The sequence below is a fragment of the Enterobacter cloacae complex sp. SHL009 genome (genome assembly GCF_049237205.1).
In the GTDB taxonomy this organism is placed as follows: Bacteria; Pseudomonadota; Gammaproteobacteria; order Enterobacterales; family Enterobacteriaceae; genus Enterobacter; species Enterobacter cloacae_M.
In genome coordinates, this window is the sequence record NZ_JBMKIW010000003.1 from 21405 (window position 1) to 41980 (window position 20576).

At 51.2% G+C, this 20576-nt stretch carries 20 protein-coding genes, 1 other RNA gene and 1 pseudogene; 8 read left to right on the forward strand and 14 right to left on the reverse strand.

Annotated elements, in window-relative coordinates:
* Positions 1-11 precede the first annotated feature (11 nt).
* The gene (gene grpE, locus ACOTZC_RS08810) at positions 12-605 is read right to left on the reverse strand and encodes a nucleotide exchange factor GrpE (RefSeq protein WP_023308880.1); all 594 of its coding nucleotides are present in this window, start codon (positions 603-605) and stop codon (positions 12-14) included.
* A gap of 122 nt (positions 606-727) precedes the next feature.
* Between grpE and nadK the strand changes: the two genes are divergently transcribed.
* The 3 genes from nadK to bamE all read left to right on the forward strand — a co-directional run bounded on the left by nadK (position 728) and on the right by bamE (position 3830).
* On the forward strand, positions 728-1606 hold the full coding sequence (nadK, locus tag ACOTZC_RS08815) for an NAD(+) kinase (RefSeq protein WP_008502500.1): 879 nt from the start codon (positions 728-730) through the stop codon (positions 1604-1606).
* A gap of 85 nt (positions 1607-1691) precedes the next feature.
* Positions 1692-3353 (forward strand): DNA repair protein RecN, encoded by a 1662-nt coding sequence (gene recN, locus ACOTZC_RS08820; protein ID WP_126302998.1) that lies wholly within the window; start codon positions 1692-1694, stop codon positions 3351-3353.
* Between the two features lie 138 nt (positions 3354-3491).
* Positions 3492-3830 (forward strand): outer membrane protein assembly factor BamE, encoded by a 339-nt coding sequence (bamE, locus tag ACOTZC_RS08825; RefSeq protein ID WP_008502502.1) that lies wholly within the window; start codon positions 3492-3494, stop codon positions 3828-3830.
* Positions 3831-3925: 95 nt separating this feature from the next.
* Here bamE and ACOTZC_RS08830 read toward each other — a convergent pair whose 3' ends face one another.
* Together ACOTZC_RS08830 and ACOTZC_RS08835 are read right to left on the reverse strand one after the other, a co-directional pair.
* Positions 3926-4213, reverse strand: a complete 288-nt coding sequence (locus ACOTZC_RS08830; protein WP_023308884.1) for an RnfH family protein — start codon at positions 4211-4213, stop codon at positions 3926-3928.
* A complete protein-coding gene (locus tag ACOTZC_RS08835; RefSeq protein WP_197671921.1) occupies positions 4203-4640 on the reverse strand; it encodes a type II toxin-antitoxin system RatA family toxin in 438 nt (145 codons plus the stop codon). Before ACOTZC_RS08835 ends, ACOTZC_RS08830 begins: the two co-directional genes overlap by 11 nt.
* Before the next feature lie 156 nt (positions 4641-4796).
* On the opposite strand from ACOTZC_RS08835, the gene smpB reads away from it, so the two are divergent.
* The 5 genes from smpB to ACOTZC_RS08860 all read left to right on the forward strand — a co-directional run bounded on the left by smpB (position 4797) and on the right by ACOTZC_RS08860 (position 8634).
* Positions 4797-5279, forward strand: a complete 483-nt coding sequence (gene smpB / locus ACOTZC_RS08840) for an SsrA-binding protein SmpB (RefSeq protein WP_008502505.1) — start codon at positions 4797-4799, stop codon at positions 5277-5279.
* A gap of 89 nt (positions 5280-5368) precedes the next feature.
* Positions 5369-5732, forward strand: a transfer-messenger RNA (tmRNA) gene (gene ssrA, locus ACOTZC_RS08845).
* A 290-nt stretch (positions 5733-6022) separates the two neighbouring features.
* A complete protein-coding gene (locus tag ACOTZC_RS08850; protein WP_252050807.1) occupies positions 6023-7228 on the forward strand; it encodes a DUF4236 domain-containing protein in 1206 nt (401 codons plus the stop codon).
* Positions 7229-7497: 269 nt separating this feature from the next.
* The gene (locus tag ACOTZC_RS08855) at positions 7498-7737 is read left to right on the forward strand and encodes a DinI family protein (protein WP_063157299.1); all 240 of its coding nucleotides are present in this window, start codon (positions 7498-7500) and stop codon (positions 7735-7737) included.
* 225 nt (positions 7738-7962) lie between these two features.
* Positions 7963-8634: an SOS response-associated peptidase gene (locus ACOTZC_RS08860; RefSeq protein WP_135346170.1), complete on the forward strand. Its 672-nt coding sequence runs from the start codon at positions 7963-7965 to the stop codon at positions 8632-8634.
* Positions 8635-8769: 135 nt separating this feature from the next.
* Here the strand turns inward: ACOTZC_RS08860 and ACOTZC_RS08865 are convergent, their stop codons facing one another.
* The 11 genes and pseudogenes from ACOTZC_RS08865 to ACOTZC_RS08915 all read right to left on the reverse strand — a co-directional run bounded on the left by ACOTZC_RS08865 (position 8770) and on the right by ACOTZC_RS08915 (position 20524).
* Complete coding sequence (locus ACOTZC_RS08865; protein WP_252050809.1) at positions 8770-9519, reverse strand: hypothetical protein; 750 nt, start codon at positions 9517-9519, stop codon at positions 8770-8772.
* Between the two features lie 313 nt (positions 9520-9832).
* The gene (locus ACOTZC_RS08870) at positions 9833-11101 is read right to left on the reverse strand and encodes a Y-family DNA polymerase (protein WP_252050810.1); all 1269 of its coding nucleotides are present in this window, start codon (positions 11099-11101) and stop codon (positions 9833-9835) included.
* A gap of 2 nt (positions 11102-11103) precedes the next feature.
* On the reverse strand, positions 11104-11523 hold the full coding sequence (locus tag ACOTZC_RS08875) for a translesion error-prone DNA polymerase V autoproteolytic subunit (protein ID WP_042719076.1): 420 nt from the start codon (positions 11521-11523) through the stop codon (positions 11104-11106).
* Positions 11524-11752: 229 nt separating this feature from the next.
* Positions 11753-12526, reverse strand: coding sequence for a tail fiber domain-containing protein (locus ACOTZC_RS08880; protein ID WP_348587043.1), 774 nt, complete (start codon positions 12524-12526; stop codon positions 11753-11755).
* 276 nt (positions 12527-12802) lie between these two features.
* A pseudogene (locus ACOTZC_RS08885) lies at positions 12803-13312 on the reverse strand (hypothetical protein); the annotation flags it as partial.
* Between the two features lie 56 nt (positions 13313-13368).
* A complete protein-coding gene (locus ACOTZC_RS08890) occupies positions 13369-14316 on the reverse strand; it encodes a DUF6453 family protein (RefSeq protein ID WP_286087605.1) in 948 nt (315 codons plus the stop codon).
* A complete protein-coding gene (locus tag ACOTZC_RS08895) occupies positions 14316-17828 on the reverse strand; it encodes a host specificity protein J (RefSeq protein WP_421635716.1) in 3513 nt (1170 codons plus the stop codon). Before ACOTZC_RS08895 ends, ACOTZC_RS08890 begins: the two co-directional genes overlap by 1 nt.
* A 64-nt stretch (positions 17829-17892) precedes the next feature.
* Positions 17893-18369: a hypothetical protein gene (locus tag ACOTZC_RS08900; protein ID WP_421635717.1), complete on the reverse strand. Its 477-nt coding sequence runs from the start codon at positions 18367-18369 to the stop codon at positions 17893-17895.
* Between the two features lie 85 nt (positions 18370-18454).
* Positions 18455-19072 (reverse strand): tail assembly protein, encoded by a 618-nt coding sequence (locus tag ACOTZC_RS08905; RefSeq protein WP_048993969.1) that lies wholly within the window; start codon positions 19070-19072, stop codon positions 18455-18457.
* Entirely contained in the window at positions 19065-19784 is a 720-nt protein-coding gene (locus ACOTZC_RS08910) for a C40 family peptidase (RefSeq protein WP_348586708.1), read from the reverse strand. The genes ACOTZC_RS08905 and ACOTZC_RS08910 overlap by 8 nt, the downstream gene beginning before the upstream one ends.
* Before the next feature lie 2 nt (positions 19785-19786).
* Entirely contained in the window at positions 19787-20524 is a 738-nt protein-coding gene (locus ACOTZC_RS08915; RefSeq protein ID WP_421635718.1) for a phage minor tail protein L, read from the reverse strand.
* Positions 20525-20576: the final 52 nt, after the last annotated feature.

Consider the following 20576-nt stretch of genomic DNA (forward strand, 5'->3'; position numbering starts at 1 on the left):
CGGATAGCGAATTATGCTTTCGCTTTCGCCACGGTCACCATCGCCGCGCGAATGGTACGCCCGTTCAGGGTGTAACCTTTCTGCATCACGCCCAGCACCTTACCGGCTTCCACCTCTTCGGACTCCACCATCGCAATCGCCTGGTGAACGTTTGGATCCAGCGGTACGTCGGTGTCGGCAATCACTTCCACGCCAAACTTACGCACCACGTCGAGCATGGATTTCAGCGTCAGCTCGATACCTTCGATCATCGCCGCGTTGTCCGGATTCGCTTTGTCAGCCACTTCCAGCGCGCGATCGAGGCTATCAATTACCGGCAGCAGTTCGTTGACGAATTTCTCCAGCGCAAATTTATGCGCCTTCTCAACGTCCTGCTCGGTACGGCGACGCAGGTTTTCCATTTCCGCCTTGATGCGCAGAACACCATCGCGTTCGCGATTCTGCGCTTCTACCAGTTGGGCTTCCAGATTCGCAATTTTTTCATCGCGCGGGTCCACCTGCTCAGCAGATGCGTCTGGCTCTACAGCCTCAACTTCATCATGCTGTTCCGTGATAATTTCTTCAGGGGCTTGCCCCTCAGGCGTTTTCTGTTCTTTACTACTCATGAATTTCTCCGCGTTTTTCTGCATTCATCTCGCTAACTTCGCTTATTATGGGGATCAGTTTCCGGGATTCAAGGGAACAAGACAGATTGTCATCATTCATCAGGCACAAGGACCTCCAGAAAATGAATAATCATTTCAGGTGTATTGGGATCGTCGGGCATCCGCGTCACCCTACCGCACTAACGACACATGAAATGTTGTATCGCTGGTTGTGTAGCAAAGGCTATGAAGTGATGGTCGAGCAGCAGATTGCGCAGGAGCTGCAGCTGAAGAGCGTCAAAACCGGCACGCTGGCGGAAATTGGCCAACAGGCCGATCTCGCCGTGGTGGTGGGCGGCGACGGCAACATGCTCGGCGCGGCCCGCACGCTGGCGCGTTATGACATTAAGGTCATCGGCATCAACCGTGGCAATCTCGGCTTTTTAACCGATCTCGACCCGGACAATGCGCAGCAGCAGCTGGCTGACGTGCTGGAAGGGCACTATATCAGCGAAAAACGCTTTTTACTGGAAGCGCAGGTGTGCCAGCAGGACTGCCAGAAGCGCATCAGCACCGCGATTAACGAGGTGGTTCTTCACCCCGGAAAAGTGGCGCACATGATCGAGTTCGAAGTTTATATCGACGAAATCTTTGCTTTCTCCCAGCGTTCCGACGGGCTGATTATCTCCACTCCGACAGGCTCAACCGCCTACTCGCTTTCTGCCGGTGGCCCGATCCTGACGCCCTCGCTGGATGCCATTACCCTGGTGCCGATGTTCCCGCACACGCTCTCCGCCCGTCCGCTGGTCATCAACGGCGACAGCACGATACGTCTGCGCTTCTCGCACCGCCGTAACGACCTGGAGATCAGCTGCGACAGCCAGATAGCGCTACCGATCCAGGAAGGTGAAGATGTTCTCATTCGTCGGTGTGATTACCACCTTAATCTGATTCACCCGAAAGATTACAGCTATTTCAACACATTAAGCTCGAAGCTTGGCTGGTCAAAAAAATTGTTCTGATTTTGCATCCAGTACTTTACTGTATAAAAAACCAGTTTATACTGTATGAAAACACAGTTATGGTTTTTCATACAGGAAAACAATTATGCTGGCACAACTGACCATCAGCAACTTTGCCATTGTTCGTGAGCTTGAGATCGATTTCCACAGCGGCATGACGGCGATCACCGGGGAAACCGGTGCAGGTAAATCCATTGCCATTGATGCCCTCGGCTTGTGCCTTGGCGGCCGCGCAGAGGGCGACATGGTGCGCATGGGCGCAAACCGTGCCGATCTGTGCGCCCGCTTCTCCCTGAAAGACACCCCTGCAGCCCAGCGCTGGCTGGAGCAAAACCAGCTTGAAGATGGACGTGAGTGTTTACTTCGCCGCGTGATCAGCAGCGACGGTCGTTCACGTGGCTTTATCAACGGCACGGCGGTCCCGCTCTCCCAGCTTCGCGAACTCGGCCAGCTGCTTATCCAGATCCACGGTCAGCACGCGCATCAGCAACTCGTCAAACCTGAACAGCAGAAAGCGCTGCTCGATGGCTACGCGGGTGAGTACGCGCTTACTCAGCTTATGGCGGAACACTATCGCCAGTGGCATCAGAGCTGCCGTGAACTTGCCCAGCACCAGCAGCAAAGCCAGGAGCGCGCCGCACGTGCGGAGCTGCTTGCGTACCAGCTTAAAGAGCTGAACGAATTCAACCCGCAGCCGGGTGAGTTTGAGCAAATCGACGAAGAGTACAAGCGCCTGGCGAACAGCGGTCACCTGCTCTCAACCAGCCAGAATGCGCTCAACCTGCTGGCGGATGGTGAAGACGTGAACCTACAAGGGCAGCTGTATAACGTCCGCCAGCTCATTACCGAACTGGTCGGCATGGACAGCAAGCTTTCAGGCGTCCTGGATATGCTGGAAGAAGCGGCGATTCAGATCTCCGAAGCCAGTGACGAACTGCGCCACTACTGTGAACGTCTGGATCTCGATCCGAACCGTCTGTTTGAGCTGGAGCAGCGCATTTCCCGTCAAATTTCACTGGCGCGCAAGCACCACGTCACGCCGGAAGAGCTGCCAGAATTCTATCAGTCTCTGCTGGAAGAACAGCAGCAGCTTGACGATCAGGCTGACTCGCAGGAGACCCTCTCTCTCGCGGTGAACCTGCACCATGAACAGGCGCTGGCGACAGCGCAAAAGCTGCATGAAATCCGTCAGCATTACGCTCAGGAGCTAAGCCAGCACATCACCGACAGCATGCACACGCTGGCGATGCCGCACGGTATCTTCACCATCGATGTTCGCTTTGAAGAGAACCACCTGACGGCAGAAGGTGCGGACCGCATCGAGTTCCGCGTCACTACCAACCCGGGGCAGCCGTTGCAGGCTATCTCCAAAGTGGCATCCGGCGGTGAACTGTCGCGTATTGCACTGGCGATTCAGGTGATTACCGCGCGTAAAATGGAAACCCCGGCGCTGATTTTCGATGAAGTGGATGTCGGTATCAGCGGCCCAACGGCGGCGGTGGTGGGTAAACTGCTGCGCCAGCTAGGCGAATCAACGCAGGTGATGTGTGTGACTCACCTGCCGCAGGTCGCGGGCTGTGGTCATCATCACTTTATCGTCAGCAAAGAAACCGACGGTGAAATGACCGAAACGCATATGAAGCCGCTGGATAAACGTGCGCGTCTGCAGGAGCTGGCTCGCCTGCTCGGCGGCAGCGAAGTCACCCGTAATACGCTCGCGAACGCGAAAGAACTGCTGGCGGCATAAACTTTTTCGGGATCTCAGGGTCATACAGAACAACAAAAACGCCGCCAGACCGGTTTCAAAGTGGGGCAAGGTCTATTATCATCGGCATATTACATATGAGCCGCGTTCTGCTCGGGCCCGAAAAGGAATCAAATCACTATGCGTTGTAAAATGCTGACCGCTGCCGCAGCGGTTCTTCTGATGTTGACCGCAGGCTGTTCCACTCTGGAGAAAGTGGTTTACCGTCCTGACATCAATCAGGGGAACTACCTTACCCCTAACGATGTGTCCAAAATCCGTGTGGGGATGACACAACAGCAGGTCGCTTATGCACTGGGAACCCCGATGATGTCCGATCCGTTCGGCACTAACACCTGGTTCTATGTATTCCGTCAGAAGCCGGGCCACGAAGATGCGACCCAGCAGACCCTGACGCTGACCTTCAGCAGCGCCGGTGTGTTGACCAACATCGACAACAAGCCTGCCCTGACCAAGTAATCAGAAATGCAAAAAGGTGCTCATTGAGCACCTTTTTGTTTTTCTTTTATCCCCTCGCCCCTGTGGGGAGAGGGTCAGGGTGAGGGGAAAACACGCTACTTACCCGCTTTCTCCGCACGCTGACGACGCAGCTCTTTCGGGTCGGCAATCAGCGGACGATAAATCTCCACTCGGTCGCCCTCTTTCAGCACATCACCCAGCTTCACCGGACGGCTATAAATCCCGACCTTATTTTTCGCCAGGTCAATATCGCTGCGAAGTTCGAGGATGCCGGACGCGCGGATAGCCGCCTCAACGGTTGCCCCCTCTTCCAGCGTCACGCGCTGCAGATACTGCTTCTCCGGCAGCGCGTAGACCACTTCTACAGCAATCTTATGCGACACTGTAAACCTCTTTGGCGCGGGTGGTGAACGCCTGAACCATATTCGAAGCCAGCTCTTTAAAGATGCGGCCAAACGCCAGCTCAATCAGCTTATTGGTAAATTCAAAGTCCAGCTGGAACTCGATGCGACAGGCGTCAGCACTCAGCGGCGTAAACTTCCAGCCCCCCATCAGGGTTTTAAACGGACCATCCACCAGATGCATCAAAATACTCTGATTGCTGGTCAGCGTATTGCGGGTGGTGAACGTCTTGCTGATCCCCGCTTTGGAGACATCCACCGCCGCGGTCATCTGCGTCGGGCCGGACTCCAGAATGCGGCTCCCGGTGCATCCCGGAATAAATTCTGGATAAGACTGAACATCGTTCACTAACTGATACATTTGTTCCGCGCTGTAAGGCACGAGCGCAGTACGGCTAATCTGAGGCATAGCATTTCCCATGGTCACACAACGGACAAATAATAACATTTATCACCTGTTAAAAAAACGCTAAGCCTCATCTCGTGCTAAGATAGCGCGTTAGACCTCACAGGACGCAATGAGGTGACTTTTTGAAATCAGATTACCGACGGCTTTACGACACTTATGACGAAGAAAAAAGCACATAAACCAGGCTCGGCGACCATTGCGCTCAACAAGCGTGCTCGCCACGAGTATTTCATTGAAGAAGAATTCGAAGCTGGCCTTGCGTTGCAGGGCTGGGAAGTAAAATCGCTGCGCGCCGGGAAAGCCAACATCGGCGATAGCTACGTGATCCTGAAAGATGGCGAAGCCTTCCTGTTCGGCGCGAACTTTACGCCGCTTACCGTCGCCTCCTCACACTACGTGTGTGACCCAACGCGCACCCGCAAGCTGCTGCTGAACAAGCGTGAGCTGGAATCCCTCTACGGACGCATCAACCGTGAAGGTTTCACCGTGGTAGCCCTGTCGCTGTACTGGAAAAACGCATGGTGCAAAGTGAAAGTTGGCGTCGCGAAAGGTAAAAAACAGCACGACAAACGTACTGACCTGAAAGAGCGCGAATGGCAGCTTGATAAAGCGCGCATTATGAAAAACGCAGGACGTTGATTCTGCACACTTATTGTACTATTCAATAAGTTAGCGTTCCGGGCTGGTATCCAGGAAGTGAAATCTGGTATACTTAGTTCAACACTATTGGGGCTGATTCTGGATTCGACGGGATTTGCGAAACCCAAGGTGCATGCCGAGGGGCGGTTTGCCTCGTTAAAAGCCGCAAAAAAATAGTCGCAAACGACGAAAACTACGCTTTAGCAGCTTAATAACCTGCTCTGAGCCCTCTCTCCCTAGCTTCCGCTCTTAAGACGGGGATCAAAGAGAGGTCAAACCCAAAAGAGATCGCGTGGAAGCCCTGCCTGGGGTTGAAGCGTTAAAACTAATCAGGCTAGTTCGTTAGTGGCGTGTCTGTCCGCAGCTGGCGTGCGAATGTAAAGACAAACTAAGCATGTAGTACCGAGGATGTAGAAATTTCGGACGCGGGTTCAACTCCCGCCAGCTCCACCAATCATGATTGGACAGTGATAGGACATCACTAGCAATATCAGGAAGTTAGCAGTCTCGGCAGGACACCGACCAGACGGTGAGGAGACAAAAAAGGATACGCAAAGGAGCCGCGGCTCCCGAGTGACAAAAAAGCCCGCTTATGCGGGCTTTTTTGTTTTACTTCACCGACAAGCAAACCGCTGTATCATGCCGGTATGAAGATGAGCTAAGGATAGGCTTTTGTATCAGCTCAATGTTCATATAAAAAACATTTTGAACTTTGGTGCACAACACTACATAGGGATAACTTTATGTCTCTTCGTTTCAGACAAACCTTTACTTTGTTTCCTGGCGTTAGGCTCAACATTGGTAAGCGTGGAGTAAGTGCGAGCATCGGTGTACCCGGTGCAACTATCAATGTTGGGAAAAAAGGGCTCAGAGCGACCGTAGGACTACCGGGTACAGGCTTATCTTATACTACACCCACCGTGCCCTATGATTATGGGCACTCAGTTACTAATCCATTAAATCCGTCCTCCACAGAACCTCATTTTGGAGTGCCGGAGACATCCCCAAGTAACACACCATCGAACGCTAAAATATATATGCCCATGGCTGGCATGAATGAAATTTCCAGCGCTTCGGTAGAAGTCCTGACAAGTTCCTCCCTTTTACCTATACGAGATTTGATTGCTAAAGCACGAGAACAAAGGGCAGAGATAAAAGCGGATCTACAAGAGGCTCTTGCTGAAGAATCAAAACAAAAGAGCGAGCTGGTTCGTCGCAAATCAAGTCTATTCCGTTGGTTTTACAAACGGCGCATCGCTGAACTTGAGACAGAGCTCCCCCTAACGCAAGCTGAGATATCTCGCCTAGTATCCTGGGAAGACAATACAAAAGTAGCCATAACATTCGAGAGCAGTGATACTTCGCAGCGCGCATATGCAGCAATGGTCCGCGCATTCGATATGTTAAAATCAAGTGTTAAAAAATGGGATATTACTGCCGATAAAGCTACAGACCAGTTTGCCGAAAGAACATTGGCAACCCGGTCTGTTAATCGTCACCCAGTTACCTTTGATTTCTGTTCAACAGATCTCATTCAGTTTACAGGGCGTGCGATGCGGTTTGAAAATGTGAATGGCGACGATATTTTGCTTTATCCTGGAGTTGCAGTCATACCACGAGCTGACGGGGCATTCGCTCTGATTGATTTACGCGAATTACAAATCAGTTCAGAATATCGAAGATTCCATGAGGAAGAAGGTGTTCCTAGTGATTCACGCATAGATGGGTATACATGGGCGAAAACGAATAAGAATGGCTCGCCAGACCGTCGATTTAAAGACAACTACCAAATCCCTATTTGCGTTTATGGCAATATTACCTTCCATTCTCAAACAGGGGTGACTGAAGAATACATGGTATCAAATGCAGATGCAGCGCAAGCCTTTACTGAAGCAGTAAAGCGCTATCAGACCTCACTCACAGAATCCGAAGCGTTGGGAATGGCCTAACTTATAGCTGACATGGCATGTCGGGGGTCGGAGGTTCAAATCCTCTCGAGCCGACCAAAAACACATTGAAAACCAGCCTCTTATGGCTGGTTTTTTTATTGGTAATTTTCTTGTGGGGAAACATTGGGGAATAACTGGGGAATAACCACCAATAATTTCTCTTCAATTGGACGAAAAAAACCCATCCTGTAGACCGTATCACTCACTTGACACTGTATGTATTTACAGTAAAAATGTAACCTCCTCTCACAGAGATTAAGGAGACTGTTATGTTTGTTGAGTTGGTTTACGATAAGCGAAATGTTCAGGGCTTGGATGGCGCAAGAGAAATTATTTTAGCTGAGCTGACGAGGCGAGTTCATAGCATATTCCCTGATGCTGAAGTGAAGGTTAAGCCTATGCAGGCTAACGGATTGAATAGTGATGCCAGCAAAAGTGACCGTGAAAAATTGAACCGTATGCTGGAGGATATGTTTGAAGAGTCTGATATGTGGCTTACTAATGAATGAATTTCCATATTGTCATCACAGCGAACCCGGATCCCCTACCGGATTTAGCGTTCTCTTTTGGCTTTGTCGCAACTTTGCGTAGCTCCTTCCAGTTTCACAACGTATCGCTTTACGCATTTCATTCTCATCAGCATAATCACCGCGAATCCGTTTGTAAGACTTAACCAACGCGCGCTACTTTTTCTCCCTGCCCTATACTTTCAGTCTGACTGACTGGAGGTTTCTATGTGTGGACGTTTTGCACAAGCCCAAACCCGTGAAGAATATCTGGCATACCTGGCCGATGAAGCCGATCGTGACATTGCGTATGATCCGGAACCTATTGGCCGGTACAACGTGGCGCCTGGAACCAAAGTTCTGCTGCTGAGCGAACGCGACGAGCAGCTGCATCTTGATCCGGTCCTGTGGTCTTACGCGCCAGGGTGGTGGGATAAAGCACCATTGATAAACGCGCGGGTCGAGACGGCGGCCACCAGCAGGATGTTCAAGCCTCTCTGGCAGCATGGCCGGGCAATCTGCTTTGCTGATGGATGGTTCGAGTGGAAGAAGGAAGGCGAAAAGAAGCAGCCATATTTTATTCACCGAGCAGACGGCCAGCCGATTTTTATGGCGGCGATCGGCAGCACACCGTTTGAACGCGGCGATGATGCGGAAGGTTTTCTCATTGTGACATCGGCAGCAGATAAAGGTCTGGTAGATATTCACGACCGTCGGCCACTTGTTTTGTCGCCAGAAGCCGCCCGGGAGTGGATGCGCCAAGATATAGGCGGGAAAGAAGCTGAGGAGATAGCCGCAGATGGTGCTGTGCCAGCTGACAAATTTATCTGGCACGCCGTGACGCGCGCCGTGGGTAATGTGAAGAACCAGGGGCCGGAGCTAATCGAGGCGGTACAATGAAAAGTAAAAGAGACCAGACGCGTCTGAAATGAGCGATCAGCAGACGTTTGGGTTCTAGTTGGGATAGACTTGCTATATTTTATGTCAGTGTCGTTATTTATTGACTGATTTTAATTCATTTAACAATTTGATACTTCAAGCAATAACATTCCCAGACAATGGTGTTTTACAGTTTACACAAAGCCTTGGTTTTGGCTTTAGCTTATTAATGCGCCCTGCTAAAGTCCAAGAGGACATCTTAATTTGCTCTTGGTTGAATTTATTAATTTTGTCTTGGTATGTGTTGATGTGAGCCTTATTCGGAGATTCTATTAAATCTTCAATTATCAAAGATAACAAGGTGAAGGAATTTTTGTATCTAGTAAGAGTTATGATGTCAAGCATTCTAATTTTAGTGCTGAGAGCATCGTTTATTCTGGTGTTATCTTTATTTAAAGCAGTTACCCATTGACCATGAGCCATACGGTTTCTTACTTCACTAGGCTCTTTAATATAGTTTTGAAGAAGAGTAGTCACATCAACAATAACTTTATCTTTATATGATTGTTCTTTCGTGGTTATTTTATTCACTACTACTTTTAGGCACTTAACCCATCCTTTATAAGAATTACTTTTAAATTCTGATTTTAAAGAATTTATCTCAGATTGTGTTAAAGCATGTGGAGTATGTATAAGTTTAGAAAAAATAGCTTCAGTGTAGGAAGAAAATAACAAAGCCATAAGCTTTGTTTGAATAGATATTGCGTCTTGATTTTGACTTCTGAGCGACTCATTCAAAAGGCGATTACCTTGCTCCCAAGCTTTTTCAAGTGCGCGAACATTATCAGTCTGAATTGAAAAAATACTTTTAGGGGGCGTAGATGGAATTGAATTACTTTGAGTCATCGACTTCTCCGAATAAACTAGACAAAGTACACTTTAAAAAATGTATTTTGTCTAGCTGGACTCGAACCAGCGACCTCACGTTAAAAACGTGCGCTCTCACCCTTCTGAGCTATAGACCTTTAAAAATATTATCATTTTTTTAATAAAAAACAAGCCTTTTACCTACCTTTTTAGTATCCACTCTGGACTCCTGACTATCACTGTAAGGACGTTTTGGCTCTGCTAAATGTGTGCTTTTACGATTCCGCAGTATTACGATTAAGTCTATGATCGTCCGCTCCTGGCACAAAGCGGACCAAGACATCAGGAATACTTATCGGACTCTTAGCAGATCTGAATATCTCGTCGTATATCGAGGCGACAGCATTTCTCGCTTCATTTGCCACTGTTGCTGAATGCCCTGCCCGGCAAAGTAGAGCGTTCCTCTGCCGTCTCTGGCATTGAGTTGATCAAGAACCTCCATCAGTTTATCACTACCGGGCCGCGGCGCGTTTTCATCGAACAAGTTGAGCTGGGCTACCCCCTGACTGAAGAAATCACCCAGCATAATGCCGGCTTTCTGGTACCTGTTGCCATCCTTCCAGATTTTGTCCAGGCACTTTACCGCGGCGTTAATGATGTCGCGTGAATCCTGAGTGGGGGTAAGAAGCTTCATGGACGCACTGTTACCATAATACGGCTCGTTAAGCGCAAAGGGAGAGGTTTTCACGAACGCAGAGATAAAACGGCAGTACTGATGTTCGCCCCGCAGTTTTTCAGCACCACGGGCAGCATAGCTGCAGATAGCCTGGCGCATCTGTTCGTACTCGGTGACGCGTTCGCCGAAAGACCTGCTGCAGACAATTTCCTGCTTTGCTGGTGCAAACTCTTCCAGGTCGAGGCATGGCTCGCCACGCAGCTCCCTGACCGTTCGCTCGAGTACCACGTTAAAGTGTTTACGGATAATCCAGGTGCTTTGTTCAGAGAGGTCCAAAGCATTTTTAATGCCCATGGCGTTAAGCTTCTTGCTGATGCGCCTGCCGACGCCCCACACATCTTCTACAGGCACGATAGCCAGCAACCTACGTTGCCGATCGATATTGGATAAATCGACCACCCCGCCGGTCTGGCGCTGCCATTTTTTCGCGGCGTGGTTTGCCAGCTTGGCGAGTGTTTTTGTCTGGGCAATGCCAACGCCAACGGTAAGGTGCGTACGCTTCAGCACAGTAGCTCGGATTTCTTTGCCGAACTCTGCAAGGTCCCGGCAGTTGCGAACACCTGTAAGATCGCAAAAAGCTTCGTCGATACTGTAAATTTCGACTCTGGGACTCATCTCCTCCAGCGTGGTCATCACCCGATTCGACATATCAGCGTAAAGCTCGTAATTGCTGCTGAAGCAAACAACGCCAGCGCGCCGGAAAAGCTCCTTTTGCTTGAAGAAAGGCTCGCCCATTGCTATCCCTGCGGCTTTTGCCTCTGCGCTGCGCGCGATCACGCAACCATCGTTATTTGAGAGAACGACAACCGGCCGCCCTCTCAGGTCCGGCCTGAATACAGTCTCGCATGATGCGTAGAACGAATTCACATCACAGAGAGCAAACATATTCAGCTCGCAGATTTAACGATGAAAGTTACGACACCGAAAACGTCCAGCGTGTCTTCGCTGCCAACAACAATCGGGCTGTAGGCGCTGTTCATAGGATTGAGTTGCACGGTCGGGCGCAGCTGCAGCCGCTTAACTGTAAATTCCCCTTCTACCGCGGCGATAACGATATCTCCATGCTCAGCAGTGCGGGAACTATCCACCACCAGCAGATCGCCGTCGCTGATCCCAGCCTCAATCATCGAGTCGCCTGCAGCCTTGACGAAATATGTCGAGCTGGGATGAGCAACAAGAAGCTCATTGAGATCGATACGCTGTTCAACGTAATCAGCCGCGGGGCTCGGGAAACCACACTGTACTAAGTCACTGAAAAGCGGAAGAGCGATAATTTCGCGCAGTTCTGCAGGCCTGATAAATTCCATGTTGCACACCTCAAATACTGTTTTTATATACAGTAGTTTCATTTGAGTGAGCGCGCAAGACAGCGGTACTACACTGACTGCTTAAAGCTTCGCCGTTTCGTTTCTAAGTTTCTATGTCGCTTCGAATTATGAGTTTTGTAAATTTTTCGATAATGGCAGAGTTTAAGCAGACCTGAGTGAGACAAAGCCGGTTGAATACCGACACGAGCTGTGGCTGAAAACTAGGACTTCATGATTCCACTATTTTTAGCTTAAGCTCCTGGAGCTCTTGCTGTGTTGTCTCCAGCTGTTTAATGACGTAGTTCAGGGCCAGCACTGTATCAAGCATAATGACGTTCGTATCAAGCGCCAACGTATCATCAGCATCAATCCTGTTGCCTTCACTATCGAAAGCCGGTGATGCAGGAACCAGTTTGACGTACTCGCTGTCAATCTTCATGACATCTTGGGCAATAATGCCCCGGCGAACCCTCTCTCGAGGGTCATCATTGTAGATGTAAGTTGCTGGCAGGAATCTCTTGATATTCTCGTATGACTGAAAACCATCATCGTATTTCACGCTATGTTTCAGTTCGATATCACAGTTTGGTTGTTTAGAGAAAATATAATTCCCCCCAAAACCACCACTGCCTGAAACTGAAATATCCGCGGTAACGGTATTAAACGAGAAAATACGCGTTCCTGCAGATCCGCCGTCACCGATGGTGACAAGCTCTATAGATGGCCAGTTGCTTGCTCCCTGAGCGATAGACCCAAGAGCAGTTACGGCATGATATCCACCTGAGCAAAAAGTATGCCACCGGCCAAAAGGTACAAAACCACCATCGTTGGGAGTTGAGAGGTTCGGGCGTGCAAACGATGTGTTCGTACTGTAGCCGTTAACTATATCTTGATAACCGCCACCGTACCCCTCCCCGGGGCCGATATGGACTTTTGACTGAAACGCTCCGTAAGGGTACCAGCGGAAATCAGCACCGGAGCTTACACCGTCAAAGATGTTCATTTGTACCCGAGCTAAATCAGTTCCCGCGCCGCGTACTGCACCGAGCCGCCAAGTGCCCGAATAATAGTTACCAGAAAGCCAGTTAACATAATTCTCGGCCGGACCATCGGAGCCAACATTACCTAAAGTAATGGCTTTATTACCCCCACTACCAGTAGCAATACCGACCTCATTACCTGCGGTTGAGATAACACTTCCTGTAACAGTACCGCCTAACTTTCCTTCAATGGTATTAAGACGCGAATCATCCCCGGCCGCCACGGTTCCGGCAGTCGTTCCAACGTTCCTTGTGGCGCTGTTTCCCAAACCGAGGTTTGTGCGACTGCCTTCTGCCGTTGTTGCCCCGGTCCCGCCGTCAGCGATTGCAATGGCACCATTGCTCCCTTTCTGCGCCAGTTTCCCGATTCCGGGAATAGTTACAGGGCTGCCGTTGATGGTAACGGTGATGCTCTGGTTCGCCGAGGTTGTGGCGAACGTCTCCCACGCGCCAATGTTCTCGTCATACTCTTTGATGAGCTGCGACATCGCCTGTGCCAGTCCGTCGACAGAGATATTATCGGACACCAGAATTCCATACTTCTGGCCGCTCAGCGCCGGGGAAGCAGCTGGCGTAACCGTCATTGACGTGGCGCTGATCACGGATGAAATCTGGAACATCTGAACCGGGTTAGACATGACGATGATCGTCTGGCCAGCGCGGACCTGGCTGGCCGCAGCGGTCCAGTTAGTGCCGGTGCCGGTTGCGGTATTCCCGTTGATGGCGATGGTGCCAGTGTTATAAAGCATATTTTCTCCAGGCAATAAAAAACCCCGCCATGGCGGGGCTTGTTAATGGGGTTGTGTCAGTACATTGCAGGGATGATGGGAATACTCATTCCGGTATATCTCTCGCCGGTCACAGAATACCTGTCGGTCCATCGGGAACGGACACGGCCATTTCCACCTTTTACAGAGTTCCCGCTCATAACCAGTCCCTTAGAACGCATGTTGCACCACCCACTTGCAACTGAAGAGTTAAAACCATAGGAACCAAGTGCAATCATGCTGTTGCCAATATCGACCCAGCTATTGCCTGGTGAATAAAACTGATTACGGAATATAAATGGACGGCGGGTGGTAGAGAAAGTGCACTGACCAGCAGCGTTGATGAAATTTAATCCTCTCCCTGGTACAGGAGCATGAACCGCAAAAATCGCAATATCTACATTCACAGAACGGGCAATATCGTCATAGCCCGTGTAATCCTGCCGGGAGTAAATATTATTACCATCACATTCAAGCGTAGCGGCACTGTCATTCCAGCGGGCAAAAACGAGCCCTTTGGCCGGAAGTGCGTAAGTACCATTTACATTGACCGTTCCACTGAAAACACAGGAGGCAACACGGCTGACATCAGTGATCGCAATAAAGTCTGTCGAATCCTCAATGAGCAAACCACGGTTTCCACTCTGCCCCGCGGGTAAAATCTGCCAGACTGTGCCGGGAAATGTTTTATCTTTCCCCCAGCCATCTGATGACCAGACTCTCTGAGTCAGGGTTCCGTTGCCGTTATTGGTTATCCCATCGAGAACCATAATCGTTGTTATCAGATTCGGCGAGCGAGTCACATTCACAACCGAGTTTGATGGAATGAAAAAAGGGGTCGCTCCGGCAACATAGCCCTGAACAGTCATGGTCTGCTGGCCCCATGCCTCCACAGCCTCCCCACCATACGACGGACACTTCATTCCGGCAGTGATGGTCATTGCCGGACGCCCGTCATTCAAATCGATATAAAGCCCCCTGGCCATCAAAATTCTCCTAGAACAATACGCCCACCGTTCGACAAATTGACAGTGACACCGTTGTTATTGATCGTGACTCCTCCTGTTGAGTTGGTAAATCCAAACTGCCCGTTTTGGGCGTAAACCCCGCCACGAACCGTCACATTATTGAAAACGGCATAACCCGATTTGTTGATGTGCCAGCCAACGTTTCCGGTTCCGTCCCAGGTTGTCGACTGGATGTAGCTGCCGATTTTGAGGTTGCCAATTGTCCCGTCACCAATGACCGTGTCCCGGATTATGGTTTGCCCGTTCTGAATAACGAACGGCAGCGTAACCTCAGCACCGGCCTGGTGAGTCACCGCAAAGCGGTCGGCCAGGAAGATAACCTGCGACTGCATGCCGGATGGCGTATTCTCAACGCCAATCCCCATCCCAGCAGCGTAATACTGACCATTACTGGATAACCCGACCTTGATGCTATACATCGCGCTGAGCTGGCCGTTTACGTTCGCAATGGCCTGGGCGTTGGTTGTGATGGATGAGGTGTGCCCGTTGACGGTCGCAGTTATGGCGTTAATCTGCGTCGCCGTGGCCTGCTGATAATTCGAAACCGTCTGACTCAGACTGTTGATGGATGCCGTATTGCCGTTGACGTTCGTCTGCAGGCTCAGCAATGCGCGTGCCGTTGCCTCCCTGTCTGTGACGATCACCTCATCAATGCGGTCCAGCTGCGCGCTGTTACCGGCTACCGATGCCGACAGAGTTTTACGCGTGGCCACCTGAGCGAGATTGGCCTGGATTATCGCAATTGCCGAGTTCTTAACGCCTCCCGTCATGCCGTCCATCGATACAGAAATCTCGTCTATCTTCACTTCGGCCTGCGCCAGCCCGTCAGCGTTCTCCTGGATGTCTTTCGCCTGCTGCTCCAGCTCGTCGGCATGCTTTTTGATGTCATCCGCCATGCCTGCAACTTTTTCATTGCTGTCCACCGCGTTCTCGATCAGGTCTTTGAACGTGTCGGAATCTTTCATGTCCTCCAGAATGTCGTTAGTTATTTCACTGACGTCTATCGAGGACGTGCCCATGACCCAGTCGGTCCAGTCACCAGCATTACCGATACGATCAATCAGACGCGCACGATACCACTGGCGGACGCCGGCAGGCATGGGGCCATGCTGATAATCTGCGGCCGGGTACGGCACCAGAACCAGCAATTCAGGATTGGCAAAGTCAGAGGTTGTGGCACGCTGAATCTCTGTATAGGCCGTGTCGCCTGAGCCATCCGGAAATTTCCAGGTCAGATCGATATGCCAGACCACATCTTCGGTCGCCAGGAAGTTGAGCGGGGTACCCGGTTTTCCCGTTTTTCCGGAAAGATACGTTGTTTCGGCATATCCCCATGGTGACGACGTATCCTGCGCATTCAGCGCCCGGACACGCACATCATAGCTGCCTGAATAAATGCCCTGAACCGAGAACCCCTGCGCGCTGGTAACCGGAACGTTGATCCAGTCCCCGTTATCCTTGCGCCACTGGGCAACGTACCGGATTGCGCCCTCAACCTTGTCCCATGACACGTCAAGGCTTGCTACCGTCAGACCCTGAGACACATGATCACTCTCAGTCACCACGATATTCTTCGGCGCAGACAGGACGCTTATCGGCGTGACGGTGATCGGGGGCGACTCGATCCGAACGCCGTCATCGATGTAACGGTATTTGTTTGGATCGTGCTGAACGGCCGTAATTGTGAAACCGCCTGTGCTGTCGTCGTTGGCCGCGATTGAAGTGACCCGGAAGTACTGTATCGCGAGGTTATCACTGTCTATCGCCCACACAGCACCAGCGGCAGGTGCCTGACTGAAGGCTGTAGCCACCGTCACCGTTATTTTATCGGCGCTTACCGCGCTGATTGTCCGCGTCTGGGCTTTTCCGTCGGGCAGGTTAACCACCAGCCGGTCTTTCGCTGCGTAATCTATTTCTCGATCCAGCGTAATCTGGCGGCCATTGACCGCCACTATGCGGCCCCCGTTCTCCTTTCCGGAACGGAAAGGATCGGCGACACCGATAATTTCAGCGGGCAGAGGGATATAGCCGTCCAGCCCCACCCCAAACGATACGGTCCCGTCTTTGGCATTGGAGAGTAATACCCAGCGACCGCGCCGGTGCGCTTCACTTTGCGAGGTGCAGCCGATTGCGGTCAGGGACGTTTGCCTGACGTCGTAACGCTCTACAAGCTCTGAATCGTAGACCCCCTCAACGGTATCGCTGTAATGGTTCTGCGGATCGGACCAGGACACGAGGCAGGAGCTGTAGCGATTCTTGTATGAGCCGCCCGCATAAGTAAACAGCCCATCGATAACGTTTGAGGCGTTATAAACCCAGTCAACATCGTCCTGCGGGACGTCAGCCTGGACATAAATCTGATCGTTGCCCCAGAACGTTATTCCACGAAATACCGCGGCGAGATCGTTAAGTACCTGCCAGGCATCCTCCTGGCTCTGAATGAAAACGTTGCAGGTGAACCGCGGTTCGGTACCACCGGCCCCGTCGGAAACCATTTCGTCGCAATACTGGGCAATTGAATACAGCGCCCACTTATCCACCATGGACGCATCCACGCGCGTGCCCATGCCGTATATTTCATCAAGAACCAGATCGTGAAATATCCAGGCGGGGTTATTGGACCAGGCCATTTTGAACCCACCGGACCATGAGCCAGAATAGGTTCGGGTTGTCGGATCGTAATTATCCGGAACCTTAATAAGCTTGCCTTTTATCTTACAGGTCACTTTCGGCGCGCTGCCATTGAACTGGCTGCTGTCCACTTCGACATACAGGAGCGCGGTTAAAGGATAACGAAGCTTGCTGTCGATGACTTCCGCATACGAAAACACCTTGAAGGCGTTAACCAGCTTCGAATTTGATCCGCTGGCATCAGCCGTAATACGCCTGACCCTGACAGACCAGCCGGACGTGGATTTTGGCAGATCGATACGGTGGTCTCGCTGATATTCCGTCGTGGTCTTTCCGTCAAACTTACCGTTTACAACCGTTTTCCAGGCACCGCCGTCCGTTGATAAATCGATCGCATACTCGGTGACCGTGCCCACCATATCGCCGTTATCTTTATAGAGATACTGGACCGGAAGGCTGAGCTTGATGCGGATGGCATCCAGGGAAAGGTTGGTAAACTGGCGTGTCCAGGGCGCGGTGGTGGTGACAGTTGTGCCCACCGCCAGCTCGTTATCGACCTGGGGCATCCCGGCAATATAGGTCTGGTCCTGTGTGCCCTTGCGGAACTCCCATTTCACACCGCTGAAGTTGTATTCCCCGCTGTCGTTTGCCAGCGGCGTATCGTTGAGAAAAATGTTCTGAGCGGTCAGGTCGCCCTGTATTTCCCCCTCAGAAACGGCAATGAGCATTTTTAATTTTGCGACCGACAGCAGATCGTCAGGTTGCTCAACCGGAGTATGGGCGCTCCCACCGCCCCCTTTAGCACCCTGTATGATGGTTTCACCATGGAGAAGTTGCATATTTACCCCATTAAAAAACCCAGCCTGAGCTGGGTTAATTGTTAGTATTAATGATGGCGTTTTATTACATGTTTTTGTAATAGCTAACTTTAGAGTCAAAGTCCTGTTTTGCGAGCGGAGTTTGGCTGGTTACATAAGCCTCCCACGAACTGTAAGCCTCAACAAGAGCACGACGCTCTTCTGTGTCTTTAGTGTTTGATTTCATTGTTTCAAACACATTCGACCCAATCTCTTTTAGTTTGCTCTTTCTGGTAGCTCCACATGTAGTTATTGCATCAGCTACCGAATTATCCCATCCAACTAACTGCAGAATTTCTATACGCTTCTGGGTAACAAACTGATCTGCCGAGGCACTAAGCGCAGCCTTGGATAAAAACTCCGCAAACTCCTTTTTACTTTGCGGCATTTGTTTTGGCATCGTGATGTTATCTTCGCACTTTGCTAAATCAGCGTATTGTTTTTGTAAATTGTTGTTCTGATTTTGGGGGGCACAACCTGAAATAAACAGCACACCTAATAAGACCAAACCATATTTTTTCACTTTCATCTCCTTGATTGGCATCATTTTGGACATGATAACTAAGGGTGATTGCAATGTAACGTTCATCTTTTTCGGTTGCATTTCACTATTGCTGATCACTCGAGTACATACCGGCGCTGACTATCGCTCCCCCTGCCTCGATCAGACCGTATGCCAGGGGGACAGGATGCCCCATAGCGACCGTATTAACCGGCGCCCCGAAGGCGTAGTTAGGCGTGTTGTCCGTGCTGGAGGATTTACCCGCGCCGAAGGATGGCTGGGGCGTGAGCATCTGGACAACGCCACCCAGCATCATTGACACCCCGACCCCGGTCAAAATTGACGTGGCGCTGATGGCTGTTGCACTCATCGCCGCCCCCCAGGCTGCCATACTCGCACCCGCGGTAAAGAATGCAGCGACCAGCGCAACAGCACCGACAACTATCTGCAGGACGCCCGAACTTTTGGCCCCCTCATAAACGGGCACGATCCGGTACACGCTTCCACCGCGGGTCATATCAAACTCTTCCAGCCCGATATTGTTGTCACCGTTAAAAAAGGCGAAACGGATCCCCTTCATATGAGCTTCCGACATATATTTTTTGAATCCGGGAACCTGTGAACACATGGCCCTGAGCATTTCGCGCAGGTCGGCAACATCAAACTGAACGCGTTTACCGAATTTTTTAGCCATTTTTCCTTCGAGAATAAGCGTCTTAACCATGCATTCGATCCTTATGCCTGACCACCCGGACCGTTCTGTCGCGATAATATTTTCCATAAGGCGTTCGCGAAGAAAGGTGCCCGAACAGATGATGGAGAATGATGTTGTCACCCACATATACCGCGGCGTGATTAGTCACCGATGCCTGCACGCTCATCATGATGATGTCACCGGGCTGCATTGCACCGGCGGCAATCTCAACAAATCCCTCACGCTCCCAGTTGTCGTCGTAGAGCCGTTCCTTGCCGCTCTCCCACCATTCGTAAGGTACTGAATAGTCCCCGAGAACAATGCCGTATTCGCGCAGATAATATTCACGGATAAGCGACCAACAGTCGGCGTAACCCAGTACCCACTGCCGCCCGGCATAATCCCGGTCTTCACGCGGGGAAATCGTACAAAAATCCCCGTCCGGCCAGGACATGATCCCCCACTCAATCCCCGACCAGTCGCACTGGATCCGGTCCAGCTCCGAGGGCACCAGCCGGACCACATCCGGATGGGAATGAATGAGCATGATGATCTCACCGCGCGCGCGGGCAGCGAGCTGATCTTCCGGGGAGAGCGTGAATGTCTCATCGGGCTTATCGGCAATGTTGCGGCAGGGAATAAAGATTTGCTGCTGGCCTGACTGAACAATCAGGCCGCAGGCTTCTTTGGGGTATTCAGCAGCGACGTGCTGACGGATAGCATCCAGCAATTTTTCACGCATCTTTATTTCCCCTGCAGGTTAGCGGCCGGAAAACCGCCGAACGGCAGCGGCGCGTCCGGGCCGTGACGATCCTGACAATCCTGCCGGCGGCCGCCACAAACGTCTTTCGACGGGTCATCGGTCGGCGTACCGTCTTTGGAAAAGTATTTCGTGCCGTTGTAATCGCATCCGGTCCCGCTTCGGTACCAGCCACGCATACACCAGGTGCAGACAGGCGTAATCTGTCGTGTCGGCAGCTGCAGGCTCTGAATATCGAAAGGAGAACACAGCTCGAAATCAACCTGTACCCGCGTCTCTGCGGTTTTAGCATTGACGTAAAAGAGCTGTACGCGCTCATCGGCAGGGCTGGCACCCGGATTACCGTTTTTCCAGTTGGCGGCATCGAGATACTTCGAAAGCGTGGTATGGATTTTGACCTTAGCCCTGACCATATCGTCATATTCAAGACACAGCGCGGTGACATAGTTTCCGACGTTCCCGACGGACAGCGTGGGCGTTGGCTGGGAACCTGTACTCGACAACTCCATCCCCTTCAGTTCGTAGGGATGGGGATCGTACTGATTTCCCTGCCAGATAATGGCGGGCAGGTTTTCTGCGGCGAAGGCTGCCCACCCCTCTTCCTGGATATTGTGCGCATGAAAACGCAGCACCTGATCCATACCGAATTCAGTGCCGTCGATCTCAATCAGCTGAATAACGCTGCCGGGCTCAAGCTGTTGGATGTCTGCCGTAAAACTCATACTCCCCCCATAAAAAAGCCGCCCGGAGGCAGCTTTCAGTGTTTGTCGAGAA

Bases quoted from the DNA above. Each gene is read 5' to 3' on its own strand.
- ACOTZC_RS08910 (WP_348586708.1), bottom strand. From the start codon at position 19,784: ATGCGTGAAAAATTGCTGGATGCTATCCGTCAGCACGTCGCTGCTGAA.
- ACOTZC_RS08880 (WP_348587043.1), bottom strand. From the start codon at position 12,526: ATGAACATCTTTGACGGTGTAAGCTCCGGTGCTGATTTCCGCTGGTAC.
- ACOTZC_RS08895 (WP_421635716.1), bottom strand. From the start codon at position 17,828: ATGCAACTTCTCCATGGTGAAACCATCATACAGGGTGCTAAAGGGGGC.
- bamE (WP_008502502.1), top strand. From the start codon at position 3,492: ATGCGTTGTAAAATGCTGACCGCTGCCGCAGCGGTTCTTCTGATGTTG.
- ACOTZC_RS08855 (WP_063157299.1), top strand. From the start codon at position 7,498: ATGTTTGTTGAGTTGGTTTACGATAAGCGAAATGTTCAGGGCTTGGAT.
- smpB (WP_008502505.1), top strand. From the start codon at position 4,797: ATGACGAAGAAAAAAGCACATAAACCAGGCTCGGCGACCATTGCGCTC.
- ACOTZC_RS08890 (WP_286087605.1), bottom strand. From the start codon at position 14,316: ATGGCCAGGGGGCTTTATATCGATTTGAATGACGGGCGTCCGGCAATG.
- ACOTZC_RS08875 (WP_042719076.1), bottom strand. From the start codon at position 11,523: ATGGAATTTATCAGGCCTGCAGAACTGCGCGAAATTATCGCTCTTCCG.
- ACOTZC_RS08870 (WP_252050810.1), bottom strand. From the start codon at position 11,101: ATGTTTGCTCTCTGTGATGTGAATTCGTTCTACGCATCATGCGAGACT.
- ACOTZC_RS08865 (WP_252050809.1), bottom strand. From the start codon at position 9,519: ATGACTCAAAGTAATTCAATTCCATCTACGCCCCCTAAAAGTATTTTT.
- ACOTZC_RS08905 (WP_048993969.1), bottom strand. From the start codon at position 19,072: ATGGTTAAGACGCTTATTCTCGAAGGAAAAATGGCTAAAAAATTCGGT.
- grpE (WP_023308880.1), bottom strand. From the start codon at position 605: ATGAGTAGTAAAGAACAGAAAACGCCTGAGGGGCAAGCCCCTGAAGAA.
- ACOTZC_RS08860 (WP_135346170.1), top strand. From the start codon at position 7,963: ATGTGTGGACGTTTTGCACAAGCCCAAACCCGTGAAGAATATCTGGCA.
- nadK (WP_008502500.1), top strand. From the start codon at position 728: ATGAATAATCATTTCAGGTGTATTGGGATCGTCGGGCATCCGCGTCAC.
- ACOTZC_RS08915 (WP_421635718.1), bottom strand. From the start codon at position 20,524: ATGAGTTTTACGGCAGACATCCAACAGCTTGAGCCCGGCAGCGTTATT.
- ACOTZC_RS08835 (WP_197671921.1), bottom strand. From the start codon at position 4,640: ATGCCTCAGATTAGCCGTACTGCGCTCGTGCCTTACAGCGCGGAACAA.
- ACOTZC_RS08850 (WP_252050807.1), top strand. From the start codon at position 6,023: ATGTCTCTTCGTTTCAGACAAACCTTTACTTTGTTTCCTGGCGTTAGG.
- recN (WP_126302998.1), top strand. From the start codon at position 1,692: ATGCTGGCACAACTGACCATCAGCAACTTTGCCATTGTTCGTGAGCTT.